Origin of the sequence: Streptomyces sp. HUAS MG91 (genome assembly GCF_040529335.1) — a bacterium.
Taxonomy (GTDB): domain Bacteria; phylum Actinomycetota; class Actinomycetes; order Streptomycetales; family Streptomycetaceae; genus Streptomyces; species Streptomyces tabacisoli.
The window spans coordinates 765,176-780,159 of the sequence record NZ_CP159534.1 but is presented as its reverse complement, the minus strand read 5'-3'; the positions used below and the strand labels follow the sequence as shown (position 1 = coordinate 780,159).

The following is a 14,984-nucleotide window of genomic DNA, read 5'->3' as shown; positions in this document are numbered from 1 at the left end:
AGCACACTTCCGCCATGCCGCACCTCGCCGAGCTGCTCACCGCCCCGGGCCTGACCGGACTGCACCACCTGGCAGGGCCGCTCGACGCGGTCGAGGTGACCGGCGTCCGGCTGGAGACCCGCGCCGACCGCATCCCCGCGGTGCCGCCCGGCGCCGTCGCGGTCCTCCTCGCGACGGTCCCCGCCCACCTCCTCGACGTCGCCGTACGGGACGCGGCGGCGGCCGGGGCCGCGGCGCTGGTGCTCACCGGGGAGGACACCACCGAGCCCGGCGCCCCGGACGACCCCGCCCTGACCACCCTGAGTTCCCTCGCCCACCGCGGCCGGGTCGCCGTGCTGCGCGCCACCGGCGATCTGGCCGCGCTGGCCGTCGCCGTCGACCGCGCCGTGGCCGGGGGAGCCGCCGACGCGCTGGCCCGCGTCGGCGACGCCGCGCGGCGGCTGCCGGGCACCGCGGGGGACCCCGAGCGTGCCGCCACCGTCGCCGCGCGGGTCCTCGGCGTCCCCGTGGAGCGACGCGCGGCGGGCCCCGGCGAGACGTGCGCGAGCGCCCTCGGCCCCGACGGCGAGATCACCCTCGCGGCACCGGACCGCCCCGGGCACGCCGGCACCGCGGTACGGAGCGTGCTGGCCCTGGCGGTGCTCGCGGCGGCCGGCGGCGGCCACGGCGACCTGCCCGTGCGCTCCCGCGGCCAGCTGCTCGCCGAGCTCCTCGCCGCGCCGCAGGAGCGGACCCCCGGCCTCGCCGCGCGCGGCCGCGCCCTCGGCCTGCCCGTCGACGGCCACCACACGGCGCTGCGCGTCGAGGCGCCCGGCCTCGCGCCCGCCGACCGCTACGGCCTCCTCGACGGCCTCGCGGCCCGCACCCTGACCCGGCTGCGGGCCGCCGACGACACCGCCCAGTGGCACGCCGCGCTCGTCGACGACGCCCTCGTCCTGCTCGCCACCCGCCCCGCGCCCCCGGGCCCCGAGACCGGCCGCGCCGCCCTCGCCCTCGCCCGCCGCACCCTGGACGCGCTGCGCGCCCGGCACCCCGACGCCGGACTGCGCGGCGGGCTCGGCGCGGCGCACCGCGGTCCCCTCGGCGTGCGCACCTCGGCCCGCGAGGCCCGCGCCGCCCTCCAGGCCCCGCCCGACGGCACCTCGGTCACCGCGCACGACGCGGCGGGCCTGGACCGCATGCTGATGGAGTGGTACGCCTCCGACACCGCGCACGCGGCGACCGGCGAACTCCTCGCCCCCGTACTGAAACTGGGCGAGGACAAGGCGGAGCCGCTGCTGCGCACGCTCCAGGCCTACCTCGACCACAACAACTCGCCGGCCCGCGCCGCCGAACTCCTCCACCTGCACCGCAACGCCGTCGGCGCCCGCATCCGTCGCGTCACGGAGCTCACGGGCGCCGACCTCACCGACCCGGACACCCGCCTGGCCCTCCAACTCGCCTGCCGCGCACGGCTGTCGGGGATGCGACCGGACGGACCTGCCTGAGCGACTACTCCGGGAGCTGCGCGATCGGCAGGTCCGGGCGCTGCGGCGTCATCGCCCGGCCCGCGACCTGCGCGCTGACCGCCGCGTGGATCTCCTCCGGCGACAGATACGCGTCCGTCATCTCGAAGTCCTTGAGCGTGGCGGGCCGGTGCCGCTGGAACCCGGTGCGGACGAAGTCGTCGCCCGCGACCGCGTTCAGGCCCCAGTTCGCCGCCGTCCGGAACCGCGCCGTCAGCGTCCGCAGCGCCCCCAGGTGGTAGCCGCGCGCGACGACCTGCGCGGGCAGCCCGGTCAGCTGCACGCCCATCGGCTTCGACACCGCCTGGATGCCGCCGAGGTCGACCACCAGTCCGAGGTCCTTGTGGCGGTACGGCGTCAGAGGGGTGCCGCGCACGGCGGCGAGCACATTGCGGGCCGCCGCCCAGCCCTGCCGCATCGCGTGCTGCGCGGTCGGCGGGCAGATCGCGTCGCCGCCCTTGGCGAGGTCGGGCACGGCCGCGGCGTCGCCGAGCGCGAAGACGCCGTCCAGGCCCGGCACGGTCAGCCGGGGCGTGACCACGAGCCGGCCCCGGTTCGTCTCCGCGCCGAGCGTGGCGACCAGCGGGCTCGGGGCGACACCGGCCGTCCAGATCAGCGTGTGGCAGGGCAGCTCCCGGCCGTCCGTCAGCGTCACGGTGGACTCGGTGGCCTTGGCCACGGACACCCCGAGCGAGACGTGCAGCCCGCGCCGCTCCAGGATCGCCATCGCCTTGTCACCGAGCCGGTCGCCCAGCTCCGGCATCAGCTTCGGCGCCACATCGACCAGATGCCACTTGATGTCCTTGGGGTCGAGCCCCGGATACCGCTTCACGGCGGACGTCGTCAGCCGCTGGAGATAGGCGGCCGTCTCCGTGCCCGCGTATCCGCCGCCCACGACGACGAACTGGAGCCGTGCCTCCCGCTCGGCCGGGTCCGAGCTGGCCGCGGCGAGGTCCAGCTGCGAGATCACGTGGTCACGGATCCAGGCCGCCTCCGCGAGGGTCTTCACCCCCACCGCGTGCTCGTCGACGCCCGGGATGTCGAACTGCCGGGTGACACTGCCCGGGGTCAGGACGAGGTGGTCGTAGCGCTCGACGATCTCCTCGCCGTTGATCTTCCGTACGACGACGGCCTTCGCCTCCGGGTCGACGCCGACCGCGCCGCCCGGCAGGATCGCGGTGCGCCGCAGCATCCGGCGCAGCGGTACGGCCACCGACTGCGGAGTCAGCACTCCGGACGCGACGTGCGGCAGCAGCGGGAGATAGAGCTGGTGGTCCATCGGACTGATGAGTTTCAGCACGGCCTCGCCGGGCTTCAGCTCCTTCTCCAGCTTGTGCGCGCATTCCATCCCGGCGAATCCGCCGCCGACGATCAGGATCCGCGGCACATTCGAGGTACGGGAAGCGTTCGTGTTCCGGGGAGCGGTCATCTCGGATTTCTCCTGGGCTTGACTGCGAGGGCCGTGCCGGTCTTGCGTCTATCCGGATCGGCGCCGCCGAATCCCCGGATCAGCGCCATCCTCCGGCCTGAACCGGATCGCCGCACGTCAGCGCCGTCTGCGGATGTCCACATTCCGGACGACGGGGGATCGGGCTACGCCATTCGGTGGGTGCGGCATGATCCCCCACGCCCGTGTGCCGTCCTAGATCCCCGGCCGGTACCGGATCGGATGGTCCCGCGGCACCTCCACGAGCACGATGCGGTGTCCGTCCGGATCCGCGATCCACATCTCGACCAGGCCCCACGGCTCCTGGACCGGCTCCCGCAGCACCGCCACCCCGGCCGCCGTCAGCTCCTCGTGCGCGGCGGCCACGTCCGCCACCTGGAGCCACAGCCGCAGATGCGGGGCGGGCGGCTCCGCGGCCCGCCCCGACACCTCGAGGAAGCCGCCGCCGAGGAAGTACACCGTGCCCCGCTCCGGGCCGGTGCCGAACTCGCGGTACACGGCGAGCCCCAGGGCATCGCCGTAGAACCACCGCGACCGCTCGGGATCGACCGGCCGGAGAAGGACTCTGCTGCTCAGTACATGAACCATGCCGACGCACAGTAGTGCGGCCGGGTTAATCTCGACGGCGCCGACAGGCCCGCACCCGCACGAGATCGGAGAGTCCTCCATGACCGCCGCCCTGACCTACCGTGACGCCGTTCCCGAGGACGCCGACGCGCTCGTGGCGCTCATCGAGTCGGCCTACCGCGGGGACGCCAGCCGCTCCGGCTGGACCACGGAGGCGGACATCCTCCAGGGGCAGCGCACCGACCCGGACGGGGTGCTCGCGGTCGTCAAGGACCCCGACAGCCGGCTGCTCACCGTCGAGCGGGACGGCACGATCGTCGCCTGCTGCCAGCTGGAGCACCGGGACACCGCCGCCTACTTCGGCATGTTCGCCGTCAGCCCCGCACTCCAGGGCGCGGGTCTCGGCAAGCAGATCATCGCGGAGGCCGAGCGCCGGGCGCGCGAGATCTGGGACGTGCGGGAGATGCACATGACGGTGATCTCCGTGCGCGACGAGCTCATCGCCTGGTACGAGCGCCGCGGCTACCGCCGTACGGGAGAGATGAGCCCCTTCCCGTACGGCGACGAGCGCTTCGGCATTCCCCAGCGCCCCGACCTCCAGTTCGAGCTGCTGGTCAAGCCGCTGGGGTGAGCCCGGCCCGCGCTACGCGGTGAACCGGCCCGTCCGCTTGATCTCCGGATAGTCGGTGGTCGCCCCGTCGAGACCGAGCGCCCGTACGAGCCGCAGGTCGTCCTGGGTGTTCACGACCCAGCCGATGATCCGCAGGTCGGCCTTGCGGGCGTGCTCGACGATCTCCTGGGTGAGCCGGCGGATGTTCAGCACGAGCGTCGTGGCGCCGACGGCCACGGCCCGCTGGACCACGTCGGTGCCGTAGCGGCTCGCGACGAGGGCGGTGCGCACTCCCGGCACGAGCCGCGCGATCTCCGCGATCGCCTCGTCGTGGAACGAGATCACCTCGACCCGGTCCACCAGATCGCGGCGCAGCATGACCTCGGCGAGCGCCTGCGCCGCCGTGACGGTCTTGATCTCCGCCTGGAGCGGTGCGTCCACCGCGTCCAGGACCTCCTCGAAGACCGGGATCCGCTCACCGCGCCCCGCGTCGAGCGTGCGCAGCTCCGCGAGGGTCTGCTCGGCGATCGGGCCGCTGCCGTCCGTCGTGCGGTCCACGTCGGCGTCGTGCATGACGACGAGCGCGCCGTCCTTGCTCAGGTGCAGATCCAGCTCGATGAGGTCGAGTCCCGCCCGTTCGGCGGCGACGAAGGAGCGCAGGGTGTTCTCGGGTTCGACGCCCATGGCTCCGCGATGTCCGATGGTGAGGAAGTTCAAGGCGGTCTCGCTTCCGTCGACGGCGGCTCTGCTGTCACGCGAGTGCGTACCCAGGTGACAGGTCTCCCAGCCGCAGCCTAACGGCCGGACTCCGTCACCGAACCGGTGTGACGCAGGTGGCCGGAATCGCCCTCCCGGGTTCCCACGATCCCCAGGAGCAGTCCGGTGACGACGGCGGCGACGAGAACGGCTCGGATGCTCACGACGGGTGCCCTCCTGAGGGTGCCTGACGGTGCGGGACGGGGACGCCGACCGTCCTACCGCCCCACCGCACCGGCACCCGGCGACGTCACCCGTGCGTGGGCGAGTCCTCCACGGGTTGACCCGGGCCGAGCGCCGCCAGATCCGCCAGCATGCCGCGCGCCAGCTCCACTTCGGCCACCAGCCGGCGCTCGCTCCAGCGCAGCGCGATCTGCGGATGCGCCCACGCCTCCACCCCGTCCGCCTTCGCCAGCGCGTCCCGTACGTCCCTCAGCTCGTCCTCGGCGCGCGTCACGTGCTCCGCGACCAGCTCGCGCAGCCGCTCCGGCTCGGCGAGGTGCCCCAGCCAGACCCGCAGCAGCACCGGGTGCTTGAGCGACACCGCACCGGGATCGTGGGTGCCCGCCGCCCAGGTCGCCAGCGCGGCCCGCCCCTCCTCGGTGATCGTGTACGCCCGCTTCGCCCGCGGCTCCTCGGGCCCCGAGCGCCGTGAGGTCACGTAGCCGAGGTCCTCCAGGCGGCGCAGCTCCGCGTAGATCTGGCTGAACGCGGGCGCTCCGTAGAAGAACCGCAGGGAGGAGTCCGCCCACTTCTTCAGCTCGTACCCGGTCCGCTCGCCCGGGAAGGAGAGCAGCCCGAGCACGGCCCAGGCGGTCTGCGGGAGTCGAGGTGTCGGCATGCGTCCGCATTGAAGTTCGCCGGGGAGGCGGGCGCAAGAGGCCGGGGGCTACGCCGTCGCGCGGTGCAGCCGGGCCGTCAGGTGATGCTGCAACGGCTGCCCCACCGCCGCGAGTTCGTGCACGAAGTCGAGCGTGCCGGGCTCGGTGAGCGTGTACCGGCGGGTGGTCGCCTCGACCTTCTTCGCGGTCGGCGTCAGCGCCACGCCCTCGGTGGCCAGCGCCACCGTCGTGCCGTCCACCGTGCCGGCCATGATCTCCGCGATGCCGGTCGGCTGCGTGATCAGCACCTCCACCCGGCCGTCGGGCCGCAGCCGCCACCAGCCGCTCTCGCGGGCGGCGGGGCGCAGCGGCGCGTCGTCCGCGTCGACCAGCCAGGCGCGGGCCTCGTAGTGCAGGAAGGGCCGCCCGTCGTGGCTGAACGTGACCTCCTGGGCGTAGGCGAAGTCGGCGTCCAGCGTTGGATACCCGCCACGGCCCCGGCCGCGCCAGGTACCGAGCAGGCCGAGCACCGGCGCGAGCAGCGGATGCGCCTCCCGCGGCTGGTCGCTGTACGGGTAGGCGGGCACGGCGTCGAACACGGCGAACTCCAGGTCCGGGGCACGGGGATGACAACGGCCAGCCTAAGGTGCGGCGCGGCCGGTCCCGTCCGTGCGCCCCGTACCCTCGGGCGCGTGTCCGTCTCCGCCCGCCCGCACCGCGTCGCCGTCCTCGTCCTCGAAGGGGCGAAACCGCTGGACGTGGGGATCCCCGCCCAGGTGTTCACGACCCGCGCGAGCATGCCGTACGAGGTCCGGGTGTGCGGGCCCGCGCCCGGCCTCGTCACCGGGGGCGACGGTCTGTCGTACGCCGTCGCCCACGGCCTGGGGGCGCTGGAGTGGGCGGACATCGTGTTCGTGCCCGGCTACCGGTTCCCGGACCGGGAGGCGCCGCCCGCGGCGGTCGTCGACGCGCTGCTCGCCGCCCACGCACGCGGCGCCCGGCTCGCCGCGATCTCCACGGGCGCCTTCGCGCTCGCCGCGACGGGCCTGCTCGACGGCCGGCGGGCCACGACCCACTGGCACTACACCCAGGCGCTCGCCGACCAGTACCCGCACGTCCGGGTCGACGAGAACGTCCTCTTCGTCGACGAGGGCACCGTGCTGACCTCGGCGGGCGCCGCGTCCGGCATCGACCTGTGCCTGCACATCCTGCGCGCCGACCTCGGCGTGGCCGCGGCCAACCACGCGGCCCGGCGCCTGGTCGCCGCCCCCTACCGCAGCGGCGGCCAGGCGCAGTACGTGCCGCGCAGCGTCCCCGAGCCGCTCGGCGAACGGTTCGCCGCCACCCGCGAATGGGTCCTGAGCCGGCTCGGCGACCCGCTCACCCTGCAGATCCTCGCCCGGCACGCGGCGGTGTCGGAGCGGACCTTCTCCCGGCGCTTCGTCGAGGACACCGGATACACGCCGATGCAGTGGGTGATGCGGGCCAGGATCGACCTGGCCCGCGAACTCCTCGAACGCTCGCAGCTGGCCGTCGAGCAGATCGCCGCCGACGTCGGCCTCGGTACCGGCGCCAACCTGCGCCTGCACTTCCAGCGCATCCTCGGCACCACACCGACCGAGTACCGGCGCACCTTCGCCCGAGGCGAATAGTCCCGACCCGTGGGTGCTGGCGGGATCCTTGCGAACCATGGCGTTCCCGCCGCTGTCGGCCGGGCCCGCGGCGAGCGAGTCTGAAGTCGTTCCCGCTGTACGGACCACGGCCCCTGCCGGGCGGCCCGCGACAGCACCTCACCCCGGACGGGCCGGTCGTCCCGCACGCACCGGCTCCGTCGGACCGACGGGAGACCGCACATGACCCGCATCGCCATCAACGGATTCGGCCGCATCGGACGCAACGTCCTGCGCGCCCTCCTGGAGCGCGACTCCGCCCTGGAGATCGTCGCCGTCAACGACCTCACCGAGCCCACCGCGCTCGCCCGCCTCCTCGCCTACGACTCGACCGCGGGCCGGCTCGGCCGCCCGGTGTCCGCCGACGGGGACGCGCTCGTCGTCGACGGCCGCCGCATCAAGGTGCTGGCCGAGCGGGAGCCCGCCAAGCTGCCCTGGGCGGAGCTGGACATCGACATCGTCCTGGAGTCCACCGGCCGCTTCACCTCGGCCGAGGCCGCCCGCGCCCACCTCGACGCGGGCGCGAAGAAGGTCCTCGTCTCCGCCCCGTCGGACGGCGCCGACATCACCCTGGCGTACGGCGTGAACAGCGACGGGTACGACCCGGCCCTGCACACGATCGTCTCGAACGCCTCCTGCACGACGAACGCGCTGGCGCCGCTCGCCGCCGTCCTCGACGACCTCGCGGGCATCGAGCACGGCTTCATGACGACCGTGCACGCCTACACCCAGGAGCAGAACCTCCAGGACGGCCCGCACCGCGACGCGCGCCGGGCCCGCGCCGCCGCCGTCAACATCACGCCGACCACGACCGGCGCCGCCAAGGCGATCGGCCTCGTCCTGCCGAACCTCGACGGCAAGCTGTCCGGCGACTCGATCCGCGTGCCCGTCCCGGTCGGCTCGATCGTGGAGCTCAACACGACGGTCGCCCGCGACGTGACCCGGGACGAGGTCCTCGCCGCCTACCGCGCCGCCGCCGACGGCCCCCTCGCCGGTGTCCTGGAGTACTCCGAGGAGGAGCTGGTCTCGTCCGACATCGTCGGCAACCCGGCGTCCTCGATCTTCGACGCGGCCCTGACGCGCGTCGACGGCCGCCACGTCAAGGTGGTCGCCTGGTACGACAACGAGTGGGGCTTCTCGAACCGGGTCGTGGACACGCTGAACCTGCTCGCCGCGAGCTGAGGATCCGGGCGGCCGGCGCCCACCCCTTCCTATTTCTGACGCTCCGTCATATACCTAATAGTCATATGGAGGCGATGCCCCACCGCTCTGTCTCAACTCCCGGGAGGAACAGTGAAGTTCTCCGTCATCTTCGAGGCGCAGCTCGCCGACCCCACCGTCGACCGCGAGCACCGGCTCTTCCACGACTGCGTCGAACAGGCCGTCCTCGCCGAGGAGATGGGGTTCGACCGGATCTGGGCCGTGGAGCACCACTCCCTCAAGTGGTACGCGCACATGTCGGCGCCGGAGATCTTCCTGACCTGGGTCGCGGCCCGGACCTCCCGCATCCGCGTCGGGCACGGTGTGGTCTGCATGCCGTTCGCCTTCAACCACCCCGCCCGCGTCGCCGAACGCGCCGCCACGCTCGACCTGCTGTCGGGCGGGCGGCTCGACCTCGGGGCGGGGCGGGGCGGCACGGTGCAGGAGACGTCCCTGTGCGGCGTCGACAAGGAGCGCACGACCCAGGAGGTCGAGGAAGCGCTGCGCATCATCGGCAAGGCGTGGGAGAAGGACGAGCTGGAGCACCACGGCCCGCTCCTCGACATCGACCCGCACCCGATCCTGCCGCGCCCCGCCCAGACCCCGCACCCGCCCCTCTTCCTGGCCTGCAGCCGCACCGAGACCCTGCGCCAGGCCGCCGAACTCGGCGTGGGGGCCCTGGTGATGGGCTTCGCCGGACCGGAGTCGATCGCCGAGATGCGCCGGGTCTACGACGCGGCGACGGCGGCCCGGACCTCCGAACGCCTCGTCTCCTCCGTCGTCAACGACCACTTCTCGGTGCTGTGCCCCACGATCGTCCTCGACGACCGGGAGGCGGCGCGCGCCATCGGGATCCGCGGCCAGCGCTTCTTCGCCCAGTCCATCGGGCACTGGTACGGCGGTGCCGGGATCCCCGACGAGGCCGTGGTCGAGGGCACCGACGAGGCCGCCGAGATGCGCAGGGCCGCCGAGCAGGTCGTGGCCCGCCTGCACGAACAGCACATCCCGGTCCGCCCGAGCGCCACCGCCACCTTCAACGCCGACCATGCCTACGGCACGGCGGCGGACGCCATCGCCTACGTGGAACGTCTCCGTGATGCCGGCGCCGACGAGATCATGTGCCTGATCCAGATGGGCACGGTGCCGCAGGCGGCATGTCTGGAGACGTTGCGGCAATGGGGAGAGACGGTGATCCCGCATTTCCGGCGGGAGGGGTAGGGGCGCGGGGAACCGCGCGAGAAGCGGCCACCGGGCGGCGGCCGAGGTGCTATCCAGGGGCGCGGGGAACCGCGCGACCGGCCCCCGCCCACCGTCAGCCGACAGACAACCCGTCAAGGAGCCGCCATGACGACCCCGGACCGCCTCGCCCCGGAGGCCCGCCCCCTCGTGGACGCGATGACCGCCGCCTTCCCCGATCTCGGCGGCACCGTCACCGACGCCGCCGAAGCCCGCCGCATCCTCGCGGCGGCGCCCGCGTCGCCGTTCCCCGCGCCGGCCGTGGGCGCGGTCGAGGACCGGGAGATACCCGGGGCCGCCGACGGCCCTCCGATCCCGGTACGGATCTACCGGCCGGAGGACGCCGCCGGGCCGGTCCCGGTCGTCGTCTTCTTCCACGGCGGCGGCTGGGTCATCTGCGACCTCGACAGCCATGACTCCACCGCCCGCGCCCTGTGCCGCGACGCCGGTGCCGTCGTCGTGTCCGTGGACTACCGGCTCGCCCCCGAGCACCGCTTCCCCGCGGCGGTCGACGACGCGTACGCCGCCGTGCGCTGGGTCGCCGGGCACGCGGCCGAACTCGGCGCGGACGCCGCGGCGCTGAGCGTGGCCGGGGACAGCGCGGGCGGCAACCTCGCCGCGGTCGTCGCCCAGATCGCCCGCGACGAGGGCGGGCCCGCGATCGCCCGCCAGCTCCTCGTCTACCCGGCGACCGACGCCCGCCAGAAGACCGGCTCGTTCGCCGACAACGCCGACGGGTACTTCCTGACGGCCGCCCACTGCGCCTGGTTCCGTGAGCAGTACCTCGGCCCCGACGGCGACCCGGCCCACCCCCGTGTCTCGCCGCTCCTCGCCCAGGACCTCACGGGACTCCCGGCCGCGCACGTCGTCACCGCGGGCTGCGACCCCCTGTGCGACGAGGGACGGGCGTACGCGAGTGCCCTGCGGGACGCCGGTGTCCCGGTCACCGAAAGCCGCTTCCCGGGCATGTTCCACGGCTTCTTCGGCTTCCCCGAACTGCTCGACGACGCCCGCCAAGCCCTCGCGGATGTGGTCGAGATCATCGTTTCAAGCGGTCGGGACAGGAAAAACGACGGTGATGCAGGGGGTTGGGCAGGATAATTTCCCGAGTCTCCTCTTGTCGCGGAGAACCTTGCATGCATACGGTGTCCATACGCGAGGTTCTCCCGTGGAGGATGAGACATGACGGAAATTCTTGTGCAGCAGACCGTGGAGGAGACCGTTCCTCCGGTCCAGGGGATGGGCGACAGGGTGGTGGAGCACCCCGCCTGGCCCGTGCTCAAGGACGCCGTCGAGGAGATCAGGACCTGGCAGGACAAGGACGGGTCCATCGATCTCGACGCCGAGGGCGCCCCGTCGGCGGCCGTTGCCGAGCAGGCCGTGGAGCGGGTCGTGACCGCGGTCGGGCGGCTCGCCCCGCTGCTGCCGCACGACGCCGCGTACCTGGACGCGCTCGTGGGCGACCTGCGGCGCTGGGCCGGCGGCGGCTTCGCGGTCCCCGACTTCCTGGACTCCCTGCTCGCCTTCCAGCCCGCCGCGCGGCGCCGGGACGGCCTCCAGCACCTGGTGGTCTTCCCGATGTACACGCAGAACGGCAACCCGGACCGGAACCTGGAGGCCGTCGTCCTGAAGATGGTGTGGCCGGACTGGCTCGCCGAACTGGAGGCGACCCGTTACGACAACCCGCTCTTCTGCGGCATCACCTTCGAGGACTTCACCTCCGGCTACGACACGAACTCGGCGGTGCTCTTCCCCGAGACCATCGCCGTGCGCGAGGCGCCGGAGCGGTTCTCCTGGGGCGGCATCTTCTGCGACCGCGAGGCGGCCCGCTTCCGCCGGGTCACCGAGGCGGCCGTGGACATCCTCGGCCTCGAACTGCCCGACGACATCCGGGAGATGGTCGGCGACCAGGACCGCTGCCAGCAGGCGTTCGTGCTGTGGGACATGGTCCACGACCGCACGCACAGCCACGGCGACCTGCCCTTCGACCCGTTCATGATCAAGCAGCGCCAGCCGTTCTGGATGTACGGCCTCGAAGAGCTGCGCTGCGACCTCACGGCCTTCAAGGAGGCGGTGAAGCTGGAGGCCGACGGCGTCCCGCAGGGGCGTGACGTGCAGTACGCGGTCCTCTTCGACCGGATGTTCCGCTTCCCGGTCACCGGCGAGCGCGTCCGCAACTACGACGGTCTGGGTGGCCAGCTCCTCTTCGCGTACCTGCACAAGCACGACGTCGTCCGCTGGACCGACAACAAGCTGCACATCGACTGGCAGCGCGCCCCCGAGGTGACGAACCAGCTGTGCGGCGAGATCGAGCAGCTGTACCGCGACGGCATCGACCGTCCGAAACTCGTGCACTGGTTCGCGGCGTACGACCTGGTGTCGACGTACCTCGCCCCGCACCCGGGCTCGCGCTGGGCCAAGGGCCCCGACGCCCTGGACACCTCGCTCCCGCCGCGCAAGCTGGTGGACGAGGTGCTTCCGGACGAGTTTCCGCTGAGCATGTTCTATGAGGCGCTTTCCAAGAAGCTGAAGAACGTGATCGCCTCGACCAAGGGCATCACGGCGGCGGGCGCCGAGCGGGTGGCCGCGTGAGCAACCCCGTACCGCAGGAGGCGACTGCCATGACGGACTCCACCGACACCGCCGATGTCACGCCCAAGGACACGCTGGGCGGTGCCGTGATCGCGGTCGCCGGGGCGGCCGGGCCCGCGGGCCGCGCCGCGCTCAAGCGGCTCGCCGAGGCCGGTGCCACGGTCATCGGCGCCGACGCGGACGCCGAGCGCCTGGCCGAGGCCGTCGACGAGGCGCGTTACGCCCATGGCGGCGCCACGGTCGTCGGCGACACCGTGGACCTCCTCGACCTCCAGGCCACCCGCGACTGGGCGGACCGCATCGAGAAGGACTTCGGGCGGGTCGACGGTGTCGTCCACCTCGTCGGCGGCTGGCGCGGCAGCGCCTCCTTCGCCGAGACCGACCTCGCCGACTGGGACCTGCTCGAAAAGCTGCTGATCCGTACCGTGCAGCACACCTCGCTCGCGTTCGAGGGCGCGCTCGGCCGCTCCGAGCGCGGACGCTATCTGCTGATCAGCGCCGCGGGAGCCTCCAGGCCGACCGCCGGGAACGCCGCGTACGCCGCCTCCAAGGCCGCCGCCGAGGCCTGGACGCTCGCCCTCGGGGACGCGTTCCGCAAGGCCGGGGGCGATGCCGGTCCACGGCAGGCGGCTGCGATCCTGGTGGTGAAGGCGCTGGTGCACGACGCGATGCGCGCGGAGCGCCCCAACGCGAAGTTCGCGGGCTTCACGGACGTCAAGGAGCTGGCCGAGGCCATCACCGGCGTCTGGGACAAGCCCGCCGCCGAAGTGAACGGGACCCGTCTGTGGCTGACCGAGAAGCCGTGAATCCTCCGAAGACCGACGCCCGCCGGCATCACGACCCCACCACCAGGGGCTTCGCCAGCGACAACTACGCGGGAACCCACCCCGAGGTGCTGGCGGCCCTCGCCCTCGCCAACGGCGGGCACCAGGTCGCGTACGGCGAGGACGACTACACGGCCCATCTCCAGCAGATCATCCGCAGCCACTTCGGCCCGACCGCCGAGGCCTTCCCGGTCTTCAACGGCACGGGGGCCAACGTCGTCGCGCTCCAGGCGGTCACTGACCGCTGGGGCGCGGTGATCTGCGCCGAGTCCGCGCACATCAACGTCGACGAGGGCGGCGCCCCCGAGCGCATGGGCGGCCTGAAACTGCTCACCGTCCCGACCCCGGACGGCAAGCTCACGCCCGAGCTCATCGACCGGCAGGCGTACGGCTGGGACGACGAGCACCGCGCGATGCCGCAGGTCGTCTCGATCACGCAGTCCACCGAACTGGGCACGCTGTACACGCCCGACGAGATCCGCGCGATCTGCGACCACGCCCACCAGCACGGCATGACGGTGCACCTCGACGGCTCGCGGATAGCCAACGCGGCCGCGTCCCTGGACGTCCCGATGCGGACGTTCACGAACGCGGTCGGCGTCGACATTCTCTCCCTCGGCGGCACCAAGAACGGCGCGATCTTCGGCGAGGCCGTCGTCGTCCTCAACCAGGACGCCGTGCGCCACATGAAGCACCTGCGCAAGCTGTCCATGCAGCTCGCGTCCAAGATGCGCTTCGTGTCGGTGCAGCTGGAGGCGCTGTTCGCCAAGGACCTGTGGCTGCGCAACGCCCGGCACGCCAACGAGATGGCCCAGCGCCTCGCCGAGGGCGTACGCGCCGTGGACGGCGTGGAGATCCTCCACCCGGTGCAGGCCAACGGCGTCTTCGCCCGCCTCCCGCACGAGGTCGCCGAGCGCCTGATGAAGCACTACCGCTTCTACTTCTGGGACGAGGCGGCCGGTGACGTCCGCTGGATGTGCGCCTTCGACACCCGCGAGGAGGACGTCGACGGGTTCGTCGCGGCCCTCAAGGAGGAGATGGCGCGCTAACCGCTCCGGACACCGAAGTGCTGCATAGATATGCGGTCGACCGTAAAGTCATTGACTGACGGTCGACCGCATACCTATGCTCGCGTGCCATGCAGCTGATCCAGCAGAACCCTGATCTCTCCGCCTATTTGGCGGCGGACGACGTCATCGATCACCATCACCCGCTGGTCCGGGAGACGGCCGCGCGACTCGCGAAAGAATCCGTCGACTCATATGCATACGCGCGCGCCGCCTACGAGTACGTACGTGACGCGATCCCGCACTCCGCCGACAGCGGTGACCCGCGCGTCACCTGGCGGGCCTCCGACGTCCTGGAGAAGGGCACCGGCATCTGCCACGCCAAGGCGCACGCCCTGACGGCCCTGCTGCGTGCGGAGGACATCCCCGCGGGGCTCTGCTACCAGCGGCTGACGCACGACGCCGGAACGGGCTGGTGCGTGCACGGGCTCATCGCCGTACGGTTCCACGGCGCGTGGCACCGGCAGGACTGCCGCGGGAACAAGCCGGGCGTCGACGCCCAATTCTCGCTGGAGGGGGAGCTGCTGGCCTGGGTGCCCGATCCGCGATCGGGCGAGGAGGACTATCCGGCGGTCTTCGACGCGCCGCATCCCGCGGTGCTCGACGTGCTGCGCGCCGCCCCGGACCGTCCGTACCTGTGGGAGAACCTGCCCGACTCGCTCACCCTCTGAGGCGGCGGAACCGACCGG

At 72.8% G+C, this 14,984-nt stretch carries 16 protein-coding genes; 10 read left to right on the top strand and 6 right to left on the bottom strand.

All coding sequences use genetic code 11. The features are described from left to right. Positions 1-14: 14 nt before the first annotated feature. Entirely contained in the window at positions 15-1,487 is a 1,473-nt protein-coding gene (locus tag ABII15_RS03680; protein ID WP_353940803.1) for a helix-turn-helix domain-containing protein, read from the top strand. A gap of 4 nt (positions 1,488-1,491) precedes the next feature. On the opposite strand, the gene ABII15_RS03675 is transcribed toward ABII15_RS03680, so the two are convergent. Both ABII15_RS03675 and ABII15_RS03670 read right to left on the bottom strand, forming a co-directional pair. Next, on the bottom strand, positions 1,492-2,934 hold the full coding sequence (locus ABII15_RS03675) for an NAD(P)/FAD-dependent oxidoreductase (RefSeq protein WP_353940802.1): 1,443 nt from the start codon (positions 2,932-2,934) through the stop codon (positions 1,492-1,494). A gap of 213 nt (positions 2,935-3,147) precedes the next feature. Then, on the bottom strand, positions 3,148-3,540 hold the full coding sequence (locus tag ABII15_RS03670) for a VOC family protein (RefSeq protein ID WP_353940801.1): 393 nt from the start codon (positions 3,538-3,540) through the stop codon (positions 3,148-3,150). A gap of 79 nt (positions 3,541-3,619) precedes the next feature. Between ABII15_RS03670 and ABII15_RS03665 the strand changes: the two genes are divergently transcribed. Beyond that, positions 3,620-4,150: an N-acetyltransferase gene (locus ABII15_RS03665; RefSeq protein ID WP_353940800.1), complete on the top strand. Its 531-nt coding sequence runs from the start codon at positions 3,620-3,622 to the stop codon at positions 4,148-4,150. A 12-nt stretch (positions 4,151-4,162) separates the two neighbouring features. Here the strand turns inward: ABII15_RS03665 and ABII15_RS03660 are convergent, their stop codons facing one another. The 4 genes from ABII15_RS03660 to ABII15_RS03645 form a co-directional block, all read right to left on the bottom strand. Next, a complete protein-coding gene (locus ABII15_RS03660) occupies positions 4,163-4,846 on the bottom strand; it encodes a glycerophosphodiester phosphodiesterase family protein (RefSeq protein WP_353940799.1) in 684 nt (227 codons plus the stop codon). Positions 4,847-4,923: 77 nt separating this feature from the next. Further along, entirely contained in the window at positions 4,924-5,049 is a 126-nt protein-coding gene (locus ABII15_RS03655) for a hypothetical protein (RefSeq protein ID WP_353940798.1), read from the bottom strand. 86 nt (positions 5,050-5,135) lie between these two features. Further along, entirely contained in the window at positions 5,136-5,726 is a 591-nt protein-coding gene (locus tag ABII15_RS03650) for a PadR family transcriptional regulator (RefSeq protein WP_353940797.1), read from the bottom strand. A gap of 48 nt (positions 5,727-5,774) precedes the next feature. Then, entirely contained in the window at positions 5,775-6,305 is a 531-nt protein-coding gene (locus ABII15_RS03645) for an FABP family protein (RefSeq protein ID WP_353940796.1), read from the bottom strand. A gap of 93 nt (positions 6,306-6,398) precedes the next feature. Between ABII15_RS03645 and ABII15_RS03640 the strand changes: the two genes are divergently transcribed. The 8 genes from ABII15_RS03640 to ABII15_RS03605 all read left to right on the top strand — a co-directional run bounded on the left by ABII15_RS03640 (position 6,399) and on the right by ABII15_RS03605 (position 14,966). Next, on the top strand, positions 6,399-7,358 hold the full coding sequence (locus ABII15_RS03640; RefSeq protein WP_353940795.1) for a helix-turn-helix domain-containing protein: 960 nt from the start codon (positions 6,399-6,401) through the stop codon (positions 7,356-7,358). A gap of 201 nt (positions 7,359-7,559) precedes the next feature. Beyond that, positions 7,560-8,558 carry a type I glyceraldehyde-3-phosphate dehydrogenase gene (gene gap, locus ABII15_RS03635; protein WP_353940794.1) on the top strand — a complete coding sequence of 333 codons (999 nt, stop codon included), beginning with the start codon at positions 7,560-7,562 and terminating at the stop codon, positions 8,556-8,558. A 111-nt stretch (positions 8,559-8,669) separates the two neighbouring features. Further along, entirely contained in the window at positions 8,670-9,794 is a 1,125-nt protein-coding gene (locus ABII15_RS03630) for an LLM class flavin-dependent oxidoreductase (protein WP_353940793.1), read from the top strand. A gap of 126 nt (positions 9,795-9,920) precedes the next feature. Next, positions 9,921-10,913, top strand: coding sequence for an alpha/beta hydrolase (locus ABII15_RS03625; RefSeq protein ID WP_353940792.1), 993 nt, complete (start codon positions 9,921-9,923; stop codon positions 10,911-10,913). An 81-nt stretch (positions 10,914-10,994) separates the two neighbouring features. Further along, the gene (locus tag ABII15_RS03620) at positions 10,995-12,404 is read left to right on the top strand and encodes a DUF6421 family protein (protein WP_353940791.1); all 1,410 of its coding nucleotides are present in this window, start codon (positions 10,995-10,997) and stop codon (positions 12,402-12,404) included. Between the two features lie 29 nt (positions 12,405-12,433). Next, positions 12,434-13,210, top strand: a complete 777-nt coding sequence (locus tag ABII15_RS03615; RefSeq protein WP_353940790.1) for an SDR family oxidoreductase — start codon at positions 12,434-12,436, stop codon at positions 13,208-13,210. Then, positions 13,207-14,277: a low specificity L-threonine aldolase gene (locus ABII15_RS03610; protein ID WP_353940789.1), complete on the top strand. Its 1,071-nt coding sequence runs from the start codon at positions 13,207-13,209 to the stop codon at positions 14,275-14,277. The genes ABII15_RS03615 and ABII15_RS03610 overlap by 4 nt, the downstream gene beginning before the upstream one ends. Before the next feature lie 89 nt (positions 14,278-14,366). Then, positions 14,367-14,966 carry a transglutaminase family protein gene (locus ABII15_RS03605; RefSeq protein ID WP_353940788.1) on the top strand — a complete coding sequence of 200 codons (600 nt, stop codon included), beginning with the start codon at positions 14,367-14,369 and terminating at the stop codon, positions 14,964-14,966. The last annotated feature ends 18 nt before the right edge of the window (positions 14,967-14,984 follow it).